At 56.8% G+C, this 17,198-nt stretch carries 16 protein-coding genes; 11 read left to right on the top strand and 5 right to left on the bottom strand.

Going from position 1 to position 17,198, the window contains the following annotated elements:
* Positions 1 to 54: 54 nt before the first annotated feature.
* From COHPA_RS0102620 to pflA, 4 genes are all read left to right on the top strand, one after another.
* A complete protein-coding gene (locus COHPA_RS0102620; RefSeq protein WP_027084641.1) occupies positions 55 to 612 on the top strand; it encodes a DoxX family membrane protein in 558 nt (185 codons plus the stop codon).
* A gap of 39 nt (positions 613 to 651) precedes the next feature.
* The gene (gene adhE / locus COHPA_RS0102615) at positions 652 to 3,258 is read left to right on the top strand and encodes a bifunctional acetaldehyde-CoA/alcohol dehydrogenase (RefSeq protein ID WP_027084640.1); all 2,607 of its coding nucleotides are present in this window, start codon (positions 652 to 654) and stop codon (positions 3,256 to 3,258) included.
* 83 nt (positions 3,259 to 3,341) lie between these two features.
* Complete coding sequence (gene pflB, locus COHPA_RS0102610; RefSeq protein ID WP_027084639.1) at positions 3,342 to 5,618, top strand: formate C-acetyltransferase; 2,277 nt, start codon at positions 3,342 to 3,344, stop codon at positions 5,616 to 5,618.
* 43 nt (positions 5,619 to 5,661) lie between these two features.
* Positions 5,662 to 6,405, top strand: coding sequence for a pyruvate formate-lyase-activating protein (gene pflA, locus COHPA_RS0102605; RefSeq protein WP_035119931.1), 744 nt, complete (start codon positions 5,662 to 5,664; stop codon positions 6,403 to 6,405).
* A gap of 60 nt (positions 6,406 to 6,465) precedes the next feature.
* On the opposite strand, the gene COHPA_RS0102600 is transcribed toward pflA, so the two are convergent.
* The 4 genes from COHPA_RS0102600 to COHPA_RS0102585 form a co-directional block, all read right to left on the bottom strand.
* On the bottom strand, positions 6,466 to 6,870 hold the full coding sequence (locus COHPA_RS0102600) for a LysM peptidoglycan-binding domain-containing protein (RefSeq protein WP_027084637.1): 405 nt from the start codon (positions 6,868 to 6,870) through the stop codon (positions 6,466 to 6,468).
* A gap of 22 nt (positions 6,871 to 6,892) precedes the next feature.
* Complete coding sequence (locus COHPA_RS22865; protein ID WP_027084636.1) at positions 6,893 to 7,558, bottom strand: DUF2238 domain-containing protein; 666 nt, start codon at positions 7,556 to 7,558, stop codon at positions 6,893 to 6,895.
* An 86-nt stretch (positions 7,559 to 7,644) separates the two neighbouring features.
* A complete protein-coding gene (locus tag COHPA_RS0102590) occupies positions 7,645 to 8,427 on the bottom strand; it encodes a YheC/YheD family protein (protein ID WP_027084635.1) in 783 nt (260 codons plus the stop codon).
* Entirely contained in the window at positions 8,424 to 9,203 is a 780-nt protein-coding gene (locus COHPA_RS0102585; RefSeq protein WP_027084634.1) for a DUF6492 family protein, read from the bottom strand. The genes COHPA_RS0102590 and COHPA_RS0102585 overlap by 4 nt, the downstream gene beginning before the upstream one ends.
* A 169-nt stretch (positions 9,204 to 9,372) precedes the next feature.
* On the opposite strand from COHPA_RS0102585, the gene COHPA_RS0102580 reads away from it, so the two are divergent.
* Both COHPA_RS0102580 and COHPA_RS0102575 read left to right on the top strand, forming a co-directional pair.
* On the top strand, positions 9,373 to 9,690 hold the full coding sequence (locus COHPA_RS0102580; RefSeq protein ID WP_027084633.1) for a hypothetical protein: 318 nt from the start codon (positions 9,373 to 9,375) through the stop codon (positions 9,688 to 9,690).
* 19 nt (positions 9,691 to 9,709) lie between these two features.
* The gene (locus COHPA_RS0102575; RefSeq protein WP_027084632.1) at positions 9,710 to 10,036 is read left to right on the top strand and encodes a cytochrome c oxidase assembly factor Coa1 family protein; all 327 of its coding nucleotides are present in this window, start codon (positions 9,710 to 9,712) and stop codon (positions 10,034 to 10,036) included.
* Between the two features lie 61 nt (positions 10,037 to 10,097).
* Here COHPA_RS0102575 and modB read toward each other — a convergent pair whose 3' ends face one another.
* Positions 10,098 to 10,778, bottom strand: coding sequence for a molybdate ABC transporter permease subunit (gene modB / locus COHPA_RS0102570; protein ID WP_027084631.1), 681 nt, complete (start codon positions 10,776 to 10,778; stop codon positions 10,098 to 10,100).
* A 143-nt stretch (positions 10,779 to 10,921) separates the two neighbouring features.
* Between modB and COHPA_RS0102565 the strand changes: the two genes are divergently transcribed.
* From COHPA_RS0102565 to COHPA_RS0102545, 5 genes are read left to right on the top strand one after another with little or no spacing between them, the layout of a single operon-like run.
* Positions 10,922 to 12,013 carry a type III polyketide synthase gene (locus COHPA_RS0102565; protein ID WP_035119927.1) on the top strand — a complete coding sequence of 364 codons (1,092 nt, stop codon included), beginning with the start codon at positions 10,922 to 10,924 and terminating at the stop codon, positions 12,011 to 12,013.
* Complete coding sequence (locus COHPA_RS0102560; protein WP_027084629.1) at positions 12,010 to 12,723, top strand: methyltransferase domain-containing protein; 714 nt, start codon at positions 12,010 to 12,012, stop codon at positions 12,721 to 12,723. Before COHPA_RS0102565 ends, COHPA_RS0102560 begins: the two co-directional genes overlap by 4 nt.
* 13 nt (positions 12,724 to 12,736) lie before the next feature.
* The gene (locus COHPA_RS0102555) at positions 12,737 to 13,876 is read left to right on the top strand and encodes an NAD(P)/FAD-dependent oxidoreductase (RefSeq protein WP_027084628.1); all 1,140 of its coding nucleotides are present in this window, start codon (positions 12,737 to 12,739) and stop codon (positions 13,874 to 13,876) included.
* 14 nt (positions 13,877 to 13,890) lie between these two features.
* Positions 13,891 to 15,153, top strand: coding sequence for a beta-ketoacyl-ACP synthase II (gene fabF / locus COHPA_RS0102550; protein ID WP_027084627.1), 1,263 nt, complete (start codon positions 13,891 to 13,893; stop codon positions 15,151 to 15,153).
* Positions 15,092 to 17,173 (top strand): MMPL family transporter, encoded by a 2,082-nt coding sequence (locus tag COHPA_RS0102545; RefSeq protein WP_084760297.1) that lies wholly within the window; start codon positions 15,092 to 15,094, stop codon positions 17,171 to 17,173. Before fabF ends, COHPA_RS0102545 begins: the two co-directional genes overlap by 62 nt.
* The last annotated feature ends 25 nt before the right edge of the window (positions 17,174 to 17,198 follow it).

Below are 17,198 nucleotides of genomic sequence, written 5' to 3'. Positions count from 1 at the left end.
TCACAAAGTTAGACGACATATACCAAAAACAAAATCCATAAGGAGATGGCCCACATGCTTATGAGATGGTTCAGAGAAAACATTGGTGTTGCCGCAGCGATTACGTTGCTCAGAATTTACGTCGGTTGGCAATGGCTCGACGCAGGATGGCATAAGATGACCGGCGGATTCGACGCCACGGGCTTCCTGAAAGGCGCGGTCGGCAAACCGATCGCCGATCATGCGACGCAAGAGGTGATCTACCCGAACTACACGTATTTCATCGAACATTTCGCCTTGCCGAACGTGAAGCTGATCAACTTCCTGATTCCGGTCGGCGAATTCCTGATCGGCGTCGGACTCATCGTCGGCGGACTCACGATTACGGCCGCCTTCTTCGGAATGATGCTGAACGTCATGTTCCTGTTAGCCGGAACCGTAAGCACGAACCCTTGGTTGCTCGTCCTCGGCTTCATCGTCTTCACGGCCGGCGCGAACGCCGGACGCTTCGGACTCGACGCGTACTTGCTGCCGCTCCTGCGCAAAGGCTGGGCGAAGCTGACCCATCGTCAAGAGAAGGACGATAACGCCGAGACGTTCGGCGGTCCTAAGAATAAAGTCCTCACGCACTAACGGATTTATACCAATAAACCGGATGGGGAGTGGATGGCTATGTCCATCAAAGAAAAAGCGCAGGAGACGATCCTTACGGCGCAGGACGAAGTGAACCGGCTAGCCGAGAGAGCCAAGCGGGCGCAGGAGGCTTATATGGCGCTCGATCAGGAGCAAATCGACCGGATCGTGCAGCGGATGGCGCTCGCCGGGCTCGATCGGCATATGACGCTCGCCAAGATGGCGGTGGAAGAAACCGGCAGGGGCGTATACGAGGACAAGATCACGAAGAACATTTTCGCCACGGAATACATTTACCACAGCATCAAGAACGAGAGAACGGTCGGCATTATCGAGGATAATCCGTACGAGAGCTACCGCAAAGTCGCGGAACCGGTCGGCGTTATCGCAGGTATCACTCCGGTTACCAATCCGACTTCCACCACCATGTTCAAGGCGCTGATCGCAGCCAAGACGCGGAACCCGATCGTCTTCGCCTTTCACCCATCCGCGCAGCGCTCCAGCGCCGAGGCAGCCAAGACGCTGCTCGACGCCGCGGTAGCGGCGGGAGCGCCCGAGCATTGCATCCAATGGATCGAGAAGCCTTCCGTCGAAGCGACGCAACTGCTCATGAACCACAAGGACGTGGCGCTCGTGCTCGCGACAGGAGGTTCGGCGATGGTCAAAGCGGCGTACAGCACCGGCAAACCGGCGCTCGGCGTCGGTCCAGGCAACGTGCCCTGCTTCATTGAACGCACGGCGAACCTGGAGCAGGCGGTGACCGATCTCATTCTGTCCAAGACGTTCGATAACGGGATGATATGCGCTTCGGAGCAAGCGGTCATCCTCGACGAGCCGATCTACAAAACCGCGAAGAAGCTCATGTCCGAGCTGGGGTGTTGCTTCTTGAACAAAGAAGAGACCGAGTCGGTATCCAAGCTTGTCATCAACGCCGATAAATGCGCGGTCAACGCGGTTATCGTCGGGCAATCCGCGATCAGGATCGCGGAGATGGCGGGCATCACGGTACCTGCCGGCACGAAAGTGCTGGTCGCGGAGCTCGATGGGGTTGGGGCGAAGTATCCGCTCTCCGCCGAGAAGCTGAGTCCCGTGCTTGCCTGCTACAAGGTGAAGTCCCCGGAGCAGGGCATCGAACGAGCGGCGCAAGTCGTCGGCTTCGGCGGCATGGGTCACTCGTCCGTCATCCACTCGAACGATCAGGCCGTCATCGCCGCCTTCTCGGAGAGGCTGCAGACGGGACGCATTATCGTCAACGCTCCTTCGACGCACGGGGCGATCGGCGACATCTACAACACGAACTTGCCGTCGCTTACGCTCGGATGCGGCTCTTACGGCAGCAACTCCACGACTTCGAACGTGACGGCGGTCAACCTGATCAACGTCAAACGCGTCGCTTACCGGACGACGAACATGCAATGGTTCAAAGTGCCGCCGAAAGTGTATTTCGAACGCGGATCGACGCAATATCTCGAGAAAATGCCGGACATAACCCGTATTATGATCGTCACCGACGCGGCCATGGTGAAGCTCGGTTACGTCGAGAAGGTCGAGTACTATCTGCGTAAACGCAAGCTTCCGGTAGCGATCGAAATCTTCTCCGATGTCGAGCCCGATCCTTCGGTCGAGACGGTACGGCGCGGAACGCGGTTGATGGAGCAATTCAAGCCGGACTGCATCATCGCGCTGGGCGGAGGCTCGCCGATGGACGCCGCGAAAGCGATGTGGGTGTTCTACGAATACCCGGATACAAGCTTCGATTCGCTCAAGATGAAGTTTCTGGACATCCGCAAGCGGATCTACAAATATCCGCGACTCGGCCGGAAAGCGAAGTTCGTAGCGATTCCGACGACATCGGGTACCGGCTCGGAAGTGACCTCGTTCGCCGTCATTACCGACAAGGAGAAAGGCAACACCAAGTATCCTCTCGCCGATTACGAGCTGACGCCCGACGTGGCCATTATCGATCCCGAGTACGTGTACAGTCTGCCGAAGACGGCGGTCGCCGACACCGGCATGGACGTCCTGACGCATGCGATCGAAGCGTACGTGTCGGTCATGGCGAACGATTACACCGACGGACTCGCGCTCAAGGCGATCCAGCTCGTGTTCGAGCATTTGGAAAATTCCTTCGCGACGGCGGACCCGCTAGCCCGGGAGAAAATGCACAACGCATCGACGATCGCCGGCATGGCGTTCGCGAACGCCTTCCTGGGCATCAACCACAGCTTGGCGCACAAGTGGGGCGGTCAATATCATACGGCGCACGGACGCACGAACGCGATCCTGATGCCGCACGTCATTCGGTACAACGCGCAGAAGCCGACGAAATTCGCTTCTTTTCCGAAATACGACCATTACGTAGCCGACAAGAGGTACGCCGAAATCGCCAGAATGCTTGGACTGCCGGCGGCGACGACCGAAGAGGGCGTGAACAGCCTGATCGAAGCGATTCGCAAGCTGAACCGGTCGATCGGCATACCCGAGACGTTCCGAGAGCTCGGCTTCGACGACAAAGATTTCGAAGCGAGAGTGGACCACCTGGCGGATCGCGCGTTCGAAGACCAATGCACGACGGCCAACCCGAGGATGCCGCTCGTCACGGAGCTTGCCGACGTCTATCGCAACGCTTTCTACGGGAACTTCTAATCCATCCTAACCGACGCAGCCGTCAACAAAGGCGAGTCGTTCGAGCCCAACGAATAAAAATCTCCATCGAGGAGGAGCACATCATGGCAATTTCGGAAAAGCACGTTCTAGGAGAACCCCCGTCGAACCGATTGGACGGCTGGCGGGGGTTCCGCACAGGCCGCTGGATTCACGACGTCGACGTGGGCGATTTTCTGACGCTTAACCTGACGCCGTACGAAGGAGACGAAAAGTTTCTCGCGCCTCCTACGACAGCGACCAAGAGCCTATGGAATATCGTTCTCGAGCTGATGAAGAAGGAACGCGACAACGGCGGGGTGTTGGACGTCGATACGAACACGGTGTCGACGATCGTCTCCCACGAACCGGGGTATATCGACCCGTGGCTCGAGAAGATCGTCGGCCTGCAGACGGACGCTCCGCTGAAACGGTCCGTACAGCCTTTCGGAGGCATCCGGATGGTCATCGATGCTTGCGAGGCTTACGGTTACAAGCTGCCCGACGAAATCATCCGCACGTTCACCGATATTCGCAAAACCCATAACCAAGGCGTATTCGATGCCTATACGACGGAAATGAAGCTCGCCCGCAAAGCGGGGATCGTCACCGGCTTGCCGGATGCTTACGGCCGCGGCCGCATCATCGGCGACTACCGCAGGGTAGCGCTGTACGGCGTCGATCGTCTCCTCTCGGCCAAGCAAGCGGATTTGAAACGAATGGAGCAAGAGAAGCTGACGGACGACGTCATTCGTGCCCGGGAAGAAGTGTCGGAGCAAATCCGAGCCCTCGGCGAGCTGAAACAGATGGCCGCTTCGTACGGTTTCGATATTTCCGGACCGGCCGCTACGGCGAAGGAAGCGGTGCAATGGCTGTACTTCGCTTACTTAGCCGCCATTAAAGAGCAGAACGGCGCGGCGATGAGCCTCGGTCGCGTATCCAGCTTCCTGGACATCTATATCGAGCGCGATATTCAGGAGAATCGCCTAACCGAAGTCGAAGCGCAAGAGCTCGTCGATCATCTCGTCATGAAGCTCCGCCTCGTCAAATTCCTGCGCACGCCCGACTACAATGAGCTGTTCAGCGGCGACCCGACTTGGGTGACGGAATCGATCGGCGGCATGGGGCTGGACGGGAAGACGAGGGTAACGCGCAACTCGTTCCGCTTCCTCCACACGCTGTACAATCTGGGACCGGCGCCGGAACCGAACTTAACGGTATTATGGTCGACGGAGCTGCCGCAGGGCTTCAAGGAATTCTGCGCCAAAGTGTCGATCGATACGAGCTCGATCCAATACGAGAACGACGATCTGATGCGTCCGATCTACGGCGACGACTATGGGATCGCCTGCTGCGTGTCGGCGATGCGCATCGGCAAGCAGCTTCAGTTCTTCGGAGCGCGGGCGAACTTAGCCAAAGCGCTGCTGTACGCGATCAACGGCGGAGTGGACGAAATGCTCGGCATCCAAGTCGGCCCGGCATCCGCTCCGATCGGCGGAGACGTCCTGAACTTCGAGGAAGTGATGAAGCGGTACGACGAGATGCTCGAGTGGCTAGCCAAACTGTACATGGAAACGCTGAACGTCATTCACTACATGCACGACAAGTATAGTTACGAACGGATCGAGATGGCGCTGCACGATACGGAGATCATACGCACGATGGCTTGCGGAATCGCCGGCTTGTCCGTCGTCGCCGACTCGCTCAGCGCGATCAAATACGCCAAAGTCAAACCGATTCGCAACGACAAAGGGCTTGCCGTCGACTTCGAGATCGAAGGAGAATATCCGCAATACGGCAACAACGACGATCGAGTCGATGAACTGGCCGTGCAATTGACGGAAACGTTCATGAACAAGCTGAAAAAACATCGCACTTATCGCGGAGCGATCCCGACCCAATCGGTCCTGACGATCACATCTAACGTCGTATACGGCAAAAAGACGGGCAGCACGCCCGACGGGCGCAAGCAAGGCGATCCGTTCGCTCCCGGCGCCAACCCGATGCACGGAAGAGACCGCAAAGGCGCACTGGCCTCGCTGAACTCGGTAGCGAAGCTGCCGTACGAGAGCAGCCTGGACGGCATCTCGAACACGTTCTCGCTGATCCCGAAAGCGCTCGGCCGGGAAGCTGACGCGAGAGTACGCAATCTCGTATCGCTGCTCGACGGTTATGCCGCCAAGAGAGGTCATCACTTGAACGTGAACGTGTTCAATCGCGAACAGTTGCTCGACGCGATGGAGCATCCCGAACAATACCCGCAGCTGACGATCCGCGTATCCGGCTACGCCGTCAACTTCATTAAGCTGACCCGCGCGCAGCAGATGGACGTCATCAGCCGCACGTTCCATGGCAGCATGTAACGATTAACCGAACGACGAGAGAGGGGAAACCGCTATGAACGCGATGCACATGGGGAGGATTCACTCTCTCGACACGTTCGGAACCGTCGACGGACCAGGCATTCGTTTCGTCTTATTCATGCAGGGATGTCCGCTTCGTTGCCAATATTGCCACAATCCCGACTCGTGGGAACGAACGGGAGGCACGCTTAGAAGCGTCGAGGAAATTCTGGAGGAGATCGAGCCGTACGTCGATTATTATAAGAACTCGGGCGGAGGGATCACGGTCACAGGCGGAGAGCCTACGCTGCAAGCGTCGTTCGTGGCGGAACTGTTCAAGGCGTGCAAAGCGCGATGGGGACTGAATACCGCGCTCGACACGTCGGGATATTGCGATCAGAACCGCGTAAGCGAATTGTTGGAAGTTACCGATCTTGTCCTGCTCGACCTGAAGCTCATGAGCGCGGACGGTCACCGCAAGCTGACCGGACAGACGAACGAACGGATCCTATCGTTCGCCAAACTCTTATCGAAACGGAGAAAGCGGATTTGGATCCGGCATGTGCTCGTACCCGGTCTTACGGATGGAGCTGGCGATCTGATGGCGTTAGGCCGATTCGTCGAAGGGTTAAACGTCGTCGATAAAATCGAAATATTGCCTTATCACCGAATGGGAGCTTACAAGTGGCAGCAACTTGGCATTCCATACCCGCTTGAAGGAGCGATGGAACCGAGCGCCTTGGAAGTCGATCGCGCGGAACATTATATCGAGCAAGGGAAACTCCTCGGAAGAAATTCCGTCGTGTAGCCGCTGAACAACGCCGCAACGCCGCCAGAACCATAGGTTCCGGCGGCGTTGCGGCGTTGTTTACGCCATCGGTTGAACATGCTGCGCGTTGGCGGGCATCTCGGCATACGTTTTATGGCACATCATGTTGGAAATGCGAGGGATATGAACCGTCTCGCCGGGCTTGAGTTGCTGCGGATTCAAATGCGGGTTAGTTTCTTCAATAATCGCATGCGGCATGTTGTATGCATGGCCTATCGAAGCTAACGTCTCGCCAGGCTGCACTTGGTGCTGCGCGAACAAGGAGGCTTCGCCTCCGCCTTGCTCCGCTCTGAAGAAAGGAAAAAAGAACGGAGAAAAGAAGAAGGTTGGGAACAAAAACCGATTCGGGAAAAACGGGGAAGGGAAAGGCCGGAAGAACGGCCGTCCGAAACCTCCTCCGAATCCGGGCCCGAACCCGCCGCCAGGGAAAAAACCGCGATCCATATGAATACCTCCAGTCGAATAGTCATTCGTCTATAGGATATTGACACGATTGCTTTTGGTTACTGTTGTAAACAAAATAGGCTGCGGTTGCGACGAGCACGCCGACCAATGCGACCGCCATGTCCTTCTGCGTATCGAAGATATCGCCTTGCATCCCGATGAACCGCTCCTCGCCGCCTTTGCCGTATATGGCCGCAGCCAACCATTCGACGATTTCGAAAAACCCGCTAATCCCGGCAATGAACACAATCGGAAGCACGTAGGACCAAACGCGTCGGAATTTCATCGTGTTCTCGAGCAGTTCGCGAATCGGATAAGAGATGAGAACGCCGAAGAAGAAGTGAACGACGCGGTCGTAGTTGCTTCGCTTCGTATGGAACAACGGTTTGAGCCAATGCTCGAACGGAGTTCCCTCGTAAGTATAGTGAGCCGCAACGACATGAAGAGAGAAGAAGATTAACATCATTAAATAGGACGAGTTGGAAAAACGATTGCGCTTATAGGTGAGAACGAGCACGATAAGTATCGCCAGCAGCGGCGTGCTTTCGGCGAACCATTGCAAGCGCTGAACCGGAGATATCGCCATCAGATCGAAGTAAGCGATGAACAGGTAGATCATATTGTGCAGCGGTCGATTGCGAGCGAACGGAATGCTATTGCTCGTCCAACTCGTACGTGAAGAAGGCATGGGAGAGTCCCTCCGTCCATAAGATGTCAATAGGATACCCCAATATCGCCAAAGCAATAGACCCGCCCGAAGGCGGGGCGTGTCGGTTATCGGCGGCGTCTTGACTTAGCGGTTGGCGGAATTCTCCCCAAGGCTCTGGCATATCGCAGCACTTTGCGGTGGATGCGTTTGTCCTTCAAGAACCGGAATAAATAAGGGTCCGGCGCCGTGTTAAGCTCGATGATCCAAGGACGGAACGAGGTATCGAGACCGATATCCGCTCCGACCATGTTAACCGTGGGATAGGCTCGGTTAAGAGCGACGGCGGCATTATACCCGACCGAAGCAATGCGACGTTCGATACGCGCTCTAACCGTCTTGGTCGAAAGCGGAGCCAGCAGCGTTTGCAAAGCCGTCGGCTTTCCGCCGCTATGATAGTTAGTGACGATCTTCCTCGGATGGGCAACTCTCCCGATGATGCCGGTCGTTTCCCAGCGTCCCCGTAAATTCCGTTGGACCATCACGCGAATATCGAATCGGCGGCCCTTATATTTCAATAAGCGAATCCCCCTCTGGACGAGGTAGGACCGTTTAAGTTTATGGCGCGTTATGGAGCGGTATAAATCCTCGACCGTCGCGAAGCTGCGTTTGGTCTGTTCGACCTGATACGTGTAAGCCCCTATGCCGGCTTCGACGCGCATGACGCCTCTACCGTACGTTCCGGATACCGGTTTAACGTATACCATGCCGTAGCGGCGCAGCATGGCTCGGAGCGAGGAAAGGTTCATCAACCTCGTTTCCGGCACCCATCCGCGGACTTTGGCGTCCCGCGCGATCGCTTTCGTTTTCAGCCATTTGTTCGTAAGATGCTTGCTCGCGTACCGCCTCATCTGCCAACCCTCCGCACGTAAACTTTTCGTTTGTGGAACGACAGCGATCGGAACTTATGAACCAGCTTGCGCCGCATGGCACGCGACAAGCGGGAAGGATTGCCGGATAAGCTACGATTAAGCGCGCTCTTGAGACGAACGGATCCCGGGCTTAGCGAGTAAACGTAATTTCCGTACGTCTCGTATTCGGAGAATCCGAACTGCTTCGACCGATTAACGCTCCTCAGAATCGCTTGATACCATCGCGTGCCGTGTCTAGCTTCGATCGTATGCTTAAGCGCGCTGAGCTTCGTCTTGTCGAACAGCATATAGTGGGTCACGAAGGAACGGGGTCTGGACGCTTTCCTGCCCAACAGCTTGCGGTAAGTAACGAAATATTCCGGCTGACTCCAGCCGCGGCAGTAGAAGACGTGTCTGCCGTTCTCGCGAAAGCGATGACGTCTGATCAGCACCGTATCGGCGTCAAGGACGAGGAAATAGCGCCTCCCGGTAATGGAACTGCTGCCAAGCTTCAACAGCTGCTGATAGAGCCAACCGGATCTATCCCATCTCTTGGACCGATAATGGATATGGTGCTTGCGTAACGGGAGAACGTTGCTCTCATGGACGAACGTGCAGCCTTTGCGCTTACAGAGCGCTTGGATGGCGTTGCTGGAGGGAGCTACAATATAAATTCGTCCGATGGGATGAGCAACGTATTTTCTTACGCTGTCGATCGAATAGGGGAGAGTGCCTAAGTCTTTGTCGATGGCCGGAATGACGACGTCGATCTTCATGGGCCCGCTCCGCTCCTTTTCTCTGATTCGTAGGTGATCGCCATAGATCATATGCTTGAGAGGAGAATGTGGAAGCGGCTTTCGCCTTGTCTGTTCAAAAGGGTCATGCCATTTTCACGCAGATATGTTATCGTTAAGACCTGCAGTACAAATCGAGAGGGGCAGCACGGTGAATGTAACGCGTATTTGCATCGTATTCCTATTCGGGATATTCCTTGCGGTTGGAACAGGATGCGCGGACAACGGCGAACGGTACGGGACTTCCCGATCGCCGCAAGCTTCGCAAGCCGAGCAGATCGTGTACACGAGCACGGTCGTAAGCAAATCGATCAAGAGCGACAAATTCCTCGTCGAAATTTCCAGTCCGGATATACACGAGTTTATCGAGGTTACCGCGATCTTATGGGACCGAATTAAAATAAACGATACGGTAGGGTTCAATGCAAGCAAGGAAATTGTCGCGATCAATAACGTTCTGATCGAGTAGCGGGATTTCGATATGAGGAGTGACAATCACGATTTACGTTATTAATACTATTATCGTCGTATTCTCGATCGCGGTCGTACTCGGAGCGATTCAGCTCTTCAAGAAGGACAGGGCATATACGACCGCCCTTAACTACATTAAATCGAACGCCGAAATCCGAAGCATTGTAGGAAGCCGTATGCGCTTCAGCTATTTGCCGAGGGCGGATATCGAAATCGATAACGGTTACGGCAAAGCCGAAATCACGATTAAAGTAAAAGGCGACAAGAAACGCTTAGTCGTTCGGTTCGAGCTGCATAAACAACCGAATAGCGATTGGGTTATCGATCAAGTCACGTACAAGTAGCAAGGCGAATAACAATCGCCCTTCGCCTATCCGAGATAGGCGAGGGGCGATTGTCGTATTGCTATCGGTCTTTCGTAAGATGGTTCGATAATAACAGCATGAGAAAAGATAATACGATCATCGCGATCGCCCAAGCCCAAGCCATCCGCATGTTTCCGCCGTCGGTCGCTACATAGATAGCCGTAGGAATCGTCTGCGTTCTCCCCGGTATGTTGCCTGCCACCATGATGGTAGCCCCGAACTCTCCAAGCCCCCTGCAAAAGCCTAGAATATATCCCGAAGTGAGCGAACGGGAGGCAAGCGGGATAGAAATGTATCGCAGCACTTGCCATTCCGTCGCGCCAAGCGCCCTCGCCGAATCCTCCAGTTCGGCGTCGATGCTCTCGAATCCGGCTCTGAAAGTCCGGTAAGCGAGCGGAAAGGCGACGACGGTCGCCGCGATAATCGCCGAAATCCATGTAAAGACGAGCGGACCTTCGAATAGCCATTCGTAAGCTTGTCCGATCCAACTTCTTCTGCCTAACAGAACGAGCAAGAAGAAACCGATTACGGTCGGAGGAAGCACGAGCGGCAGCAGCAGAATCGTGTCGATCGCGTTCTTCCCGATAAAACGTCGTCTGGCCATTCGCCATGCGAGCAGCGTGGCAAGAACGAACACGAGCACGCTCGCGACAACCGATATTTGCGCGGAAAGAATTACGGGTTCGAAGAAGTCGGACCAATCGATTGCCATTGCCATCATGAGGAACTCATTCCTTAGGTTAGTGTAAAGCCGTAAATCTATTTTATCAGAATAGATGAATAAGCGAATCCCCGGAATGTCCATGACGCCGAATACATAAAGTGTAAGGATTACTTCATGTCCAGGAGAGGAGGACCTTCGCCGTGCATTTGACAATAATGGGCATCGGTACGGCCGTTCCGGCTTCTCGATTGGAACAACGGAACACGGCGGAACGGTTAGAGGAAGCGCTGAAGAACGACCCCGAGCGCTCTAAGTGGGCAACCCGCATATTCGCGCATTGCGGGGTCGAGACGCGATACACCTGCGAGCCGAATTTACTGGAGTCCGCCGGACAATGCCGTTACGTGCCCGTGTCGCCCGAAGTTGCGATTCCCACGACGGAAGAGCGGATGCGGATCTATGAGCGGCAATCCGTTCCTTTGGCTTTGCGGGCCGCGACTCGAGCGCTCGAAGATAGCAGGGTAGCGACCCGCGAGATTACGCATCTGATCGTTGCGAGCTGCACGGGCCTTTTCCTTCCGGGCCTGGATGCGGTGCTTGCGCAGGAGCTCGACCTTCCGCGGGACGTAACGCGGGTTCCGCTCACGTTCTTGGGCTGCGCGGCGGGATTAACGGCGCTTCGCGAAGCCGCGCGGATCGCGCGGGCGGAACCGGCGGCCAAAGCGCTCGTCGTTGCCGTCGAGTTGTGCACGATTCATATTCAGCCGACGTTCGACAAAGAACATTTGTTCACGGCAGCTTTTTTCGGGGACGGTGCGTCGGCCTGCGTCATCGGCCATTCGGAGAAACCGTCAAGCGGTCAGTTTACGCTAGGTCATTCTCGGTGCATCACGCTTCCGGAGACGTCCGATACGATGAAATGGACAGTCGGAGACTACGGCTTTCGTCTTGAGCTGTCTCCTCGTATTCCTCGGATCATCGGGGATGCGGTTCCGCCGATCGTAGAGACGTTCTGGGGCAAGACTCCCATGCCGAAGCTGTGGGCGATTCATCCGGGGGGCCGGGCGATTATCGACGCGGTAGCCCATACGTTCCGGCTGACCGACGAGCAGACGGAAGCAAGCCGGAGCGTTCTAAGGGAGTTCGGGAACATGTCCTCCGCTACGATCCTGTTCGTCATGGATGCGCTCAGAACTCAAGCTCCGGCAACGGACGGGTTGACTGAAGGAATCGCGCTCGCTTTCGGTCCGGGCGTCGTTGCCGAGTTGCTCCGGTTCTCTTACCGGCCATGAGCGGATTTCTTGCGGAACGTTCGCCGGAACCGGAACGGATGGACGACTTCACGACGGGCGGAGCGGAGCTGACGGAAGCGCTCGTCCATCTACGCAGGCTGAACCGGATCTTCGGCGCCTCCGGTCCCGCGCTGTACGGCGTTAGAACGCTATGGGAGCATCTTGGCCGCCCGCGTCAGTTGACTTTGTTGGACGTTGGGGCGGGTTCGGGAGACATTAACGTGCGCCTTCTCCGTTGGGCGCGCAAACAGGGCGTGGAGTTGAACGTGATCTTAGTCGACGTTACGGAGGAGGCGATTGCGGAAGCCGGACGATTGTTCAGAGACGAACCGAGGGTGACTTTCTTTCGAAGCGATCTGTTCGAATTGCCCTCCCGTTGCGCGGATATCGTAACCGCTTCGCAGTTCGCGCATCACTTCGATTCGGGGCTGCTGCCGAACGTTATCGATCGGATGTTGGACGTATCGAGAGCAGGCATCGTCATCAACGACATTCATCGTCATTGGATCGCATGGAGCGCGGTATGGCTCGCGACGCGACTCCTCTCGGCTAACCGCTATATCCGGCATGACGGGCCTTTGTCCGTAGCCAAAGGCTTCCGGAGAAGCGACTTTCGCGATGCTGCTCGGAAGCTGGACATTCCGAAGATGACGGTCAGCTGGAGGCCGTTATTCCGTTATTCGGCGATCGTTCCGAAGCCGTGGGAATAGGAGGAATGCACGGATGCGCATCGAATCTGATGTCGTCGTGATCGGAGCAGGCATCGCGGGAAGCAGTATGGCTTACAGGCTTGCCAAAGACGGCTGGAAAGTCGTCTTGCTGGACAAGAACAAGTATCCCCGGCACAAAGCCTGCGGGGAGTTTCTGTCTCCCGAAGCACGTTCCACGCTGCGCCGGTTCGAACTGGAGGAACATGTCCGCGCTTTGAATCCGGCTGAAATCGTCACGGTCCGCATTCATTCGGAAAGCGGCGGCAGATTGGAGATTCCATTGCCCGGACAGGCCTGGGGAGTCAGCCGGTACGCGCTAGACGCGGCGCTGCAGGAAGCCGCTGCGATGAAGGGAGCTAGCATTCATACGCCGTGCGCCGTTTCCCGGGTGACGCAGTCCGAGCGCGGCAATCGCGTCGAGGGAGCAAGCGAGAACGGTCCGCTGGAGTTGTTCGGCCGCGTTGCGATCGGCGCCTGGGGACGAAGGCCGTTCTCCGCTAATCGAACGAATGCGCACGCCGGCGGCCGGACTTACGTCGGCATCAAGTCCCACTATGCCAGTTCGGATCGTCAGCCGATCGTCGATCTTTATTTTTTCCGCGGCGGTTATGTCGGAGTATCTCCGGTCGAAGGCAATCGGCTCAACGTTGCCGCGCTCGTCACCTGCTCCGCATTCCAATCGCTCGGAGCTTCTTCCGCATTGGAACGGATATTGGACGGCGCATGCAAGCATGTTCCCGAATGGAAAGAGAGATTAGCAGGCGCGACGCCGCTGACGGAAACCCGCTCGGCGACCTCGCCCGTACTCGTTCGCCGGACGCCGACCGCCTGGAGCGATATTCCTTGCATCGGCGATTCCCTCGCGGTTATTCCGCCTTTTTGCGGGGACGGCATGTCGATGGCGCTTCGGTCGTCCGAGTTGTGCGCGCCGTTGGCGGATGACTATTTAAGAGGAATTATTACGGAAACCGAATGGAGAATCCAATATACCGGTCTGATCGAGCGGCAATTCAGCGGCGCTCTGCGGTGGGGCAGCGTGCTGGAACGGACGCTGACCCAGTCCGTTCTATGCGGGGTATTGCTTAGATTAGGCGCCATATGGCCTAAAGCGGCGCAGGCGCTCGTTCGCGCGACAAGACTCGGTAGCGATTAAGGATGGGGACGAGAATGACCGAGAGAGTTGTTGTGACAGGAATGGGCTGCGTCACTCCGATCGGCATTGGCAAGGAGATCGCATGGCGCAATGCCTTGAACGGAGTTTGCGGCATTCGCAAGCTGCCCGAGAGCAACAAGCTGCCTGCGAAGCTGGCGGCTTATATTCGCGATTTCGAGACAGCCGCGTACATTGATCCTAAAGAGGCCAGGAGGATGGATCGCTTCGTTCATTTCGCGATCGCCTCGGCCGACGAAGCGGTACGGGATAGCGGGCTCGCAATCGGCGACAATGCCGACCCTTTCCGTACCGGCGTATGGATCGGAAGCGGCGTTGGCGGCATCGCGACGTTCGAGAACGGCATGAAAGACGTGCTTGCGCGCGGATACGGGAGGGTTTCACCTTACGCGTTAACGATGTATTTGCCCAATACGGCGGCCAGCCAAGTGGCCATACGATACGGGGCAAGAGGTCCGACGGAATGCTCGGTCACCGCATGCGCATCCGGATCGAACGCCATCGGCGGTGCGTTCAGAGCAATACAGAGAGGGGATGCGGACGTCATAATCGCCGGCGGAACGGAGGCGCCGCTATGCGATATCGGCATCGCTTCGTTCGCCGCGATGAGGGCTCTATCTCTGCAGGACGAGCCCGAATCGGGAAGCCGTCCTTTCGATCGGCGGAGGGACGGTCTGATCATGGGAGAAGGCGCGGGGATACTCGTACTCGAGTCTTGGCGTCATGCGCGAGCGCGCGGAGCCATGCCGTATGCGGAAGTGCTTGGATACGGCGCTTGCGGGGAAGCGTACCATATCGCCGCCCCCCGCCCGGACGGCAGCGACTGGTCGCGGGCGATGACCCTCGCGCTGAAGGATGCTGGTCTACGGCCGGAGCAGATTGACTATATGAACGCTCATGGAACGGGCACGATCGCGGGCGACCTGGCCGAGACCAGGGCGATCCGAAGCGTATTCGGACAATACGCCTACGAAGTGAGCATCAGCTCGACGAAATCGATGTCCGGCCATTTGCTGGGGGCATCGGGAGCCGTGGAAGCGATATGGTCCGTACTTGCGTTGCATGACCAGATCGTACCGCCGACGATTCATTACGAAGAGCCGGACGAGGAGATGGATTTGGACTACACGCCGAACGAAGCCAGAAAAAGACCGGTCGAGACGGCGATGTCCAACACGTTCGCGTTCGGAGGCCACAATGCCGTGTTGGTATTCGGACGCATGCCTGAACGCGGGGACGCAAGCGATGGGCTGCCGTAAGCTTGCCGAATTCTCGATTCGACGCTTCAAGGGGATCATCGCCTGCTGGGCGGTCATCGCCTGCTTGTCCGCCGCGTTCGCCGTAAAACTGCCCGATGTACTCGGCGACCACGGGCTGCGGACGAATGGCCCGTACGCTCAGGCGCAAGAGCTGCTCCGGAGCGAATGGGGCATCCCGGGCGAGCCGATTATCGTTCTCTTCGAGAACAAGCAAGAAAGCTCGGCTCAAGTCTTCCGATCGTACGTCGCCCGTTCTCTGGCAAGAGTGGAGGCGATTAGCGGAGTCGATGTCTCCGCTTCTCCTCTCGAGCGCAGGGAGCTGCGGGACGACCGATACGCGTACGCCATCGTGTCCGCGCTTGGTTCGTCCGAAGCCGTGACCAAGGCGATCGATCGCATTCGCGGAGAGATGAAGGCCGATCCGCGCTTCGGCATCCGTCTAACCGGCAAACCGGTCGTACAGGATGATGTGAATAGATCGAGCCGAAGCGATCTGAAGTCGGCCGAGGCGATGGGCATTCCCGTTGCGTTGTTCTTGCTGCTGATTACCTTCGGCGGGCTGTGGCCTGCCTTGATCCCCATTCTCGCGGGCGTCGTGTCGGTTGTCATTGCCATGGGCTTGACGTACGCGATCGGGGCGCTGAAACTCGCCGAGTTATCCGTGTTCGTCTATAACGTCATTCCGATGGCCGGTATGGCCGTATGTATCGATTTCGCCTTGTTGATGGTCAGCCGATACAGGGAAGAGAAGGCAGCCTATTCTGCTCCTGAGGCGATCATCCGGGCAACGGCCTATTCCGGTAGAGCCGTCGCGGTGTCCGTTGCATGCGTGATCCTCGCTTTATTAGGCATGCTGTTTATTCGCATGCCGATATTCCATAGCGTCGCCTTGACCGCGATGATCGTCGTCGCGACGGCGGCTTTGATCAATCTGACTTTCGTGCCTGCGTTGATCTATGCATGGAGACATCGAATCGGCGAATCGGACAGCGGAGGGAAAGCGAGGAAGGCACAACGCCGTCTGCTGGCTAAGGTAGTCGAAACGGCCATGCAAAGACCATTCGCTGCCGTCGTTCTATCCGCGATTATCCTTGTCCTCTGTCTACTTCCTATTCGCGATATGCGGTTGACCGTTCCCGGCCCCGAATCGCTGCCGATATCGACGGAATCGCGGGAGGCCGCGGCTATCGTCGCCGATCGCTTACAGCCTCCCGGCGTATCGCAGCTGCAGCTCATGGGGAGCGAGCGGAGCTTAGAGCGAATTCAAGCCGCATGGGCTTCGGATCCGGGCGTGATTAGATTCGTACCCGAAGCGCGGCACACCGGTGGGGATACGCGATTGCTTACCGTTCTCATTCGAGGCGACGCCTCGTCCGAAACGGCGAGAGAGTGGATTCGCGACCGCGAGCATACTCTCGGCGAGCTGGATGTGATCGTCGGCGGCGAATCGAAATATCGGCAAGAGATTCATGATGAAATATTCGGACGGATGAAGCACGCGCTAGCCTTTATTATCGCTTCCAACTACATCGTTCTGGCCTGGGCATTCCGTTCACTGCTGCTACCCGCCAAAGCGATCGCCATGAACTTCTTGAGCATCGGAGCTTCATTGGGCATCGTCGCCTTGGTTTTCGAACGAGGCCTAGGGGGGATAGAACCTTCGGACATCGCTATCATGATCCCGGTATTCCTATTCGGATTAACGTTCGGAATCAGCATGGATTACGGTATATTCCTTTATTCGAGAATGTTCGAAAGCTATAACCGCACTCGTGATAACGAGGCTTCGGTGCGGGACGGCATGGCTTCATCGGCGGGCATCATTACTTCCGCCGCTGCGATAATGATCGCCGTGACGGCGCCCTTCGCGCTTGCAGGCGTTTCCGGTGTCAAACAGCTCGGCGTAGGCATCGCGGCAGCGTTGTTCATCGATGCGACCGTCATTCGGTTGATGCTCGTCCCTTCCCTGATGAAACTGTTCGGCAAATGGAATTGGAGGTTTCCTTTTGTGAGAAGCTAAGCCATAATCATGCAGCAAAGGAGCC

It is taken from the genome of Cohnella panacarvi Gsoil 349 (genome assembly GCF_000515335.1).
In the GTDB taxonomy this organism is placed as follows: domain Bacteria; phylum Bacillota; class Bacilli; order Paenibacillales; family Paenibacillaceae; genus Cohnella; species Cohnella panacarvi.
The sequence above is the reverse complement of the archived record's forward strand: the minus strand, read 5'-3'. Positions and strand labels throughout refer to the sequence as shown.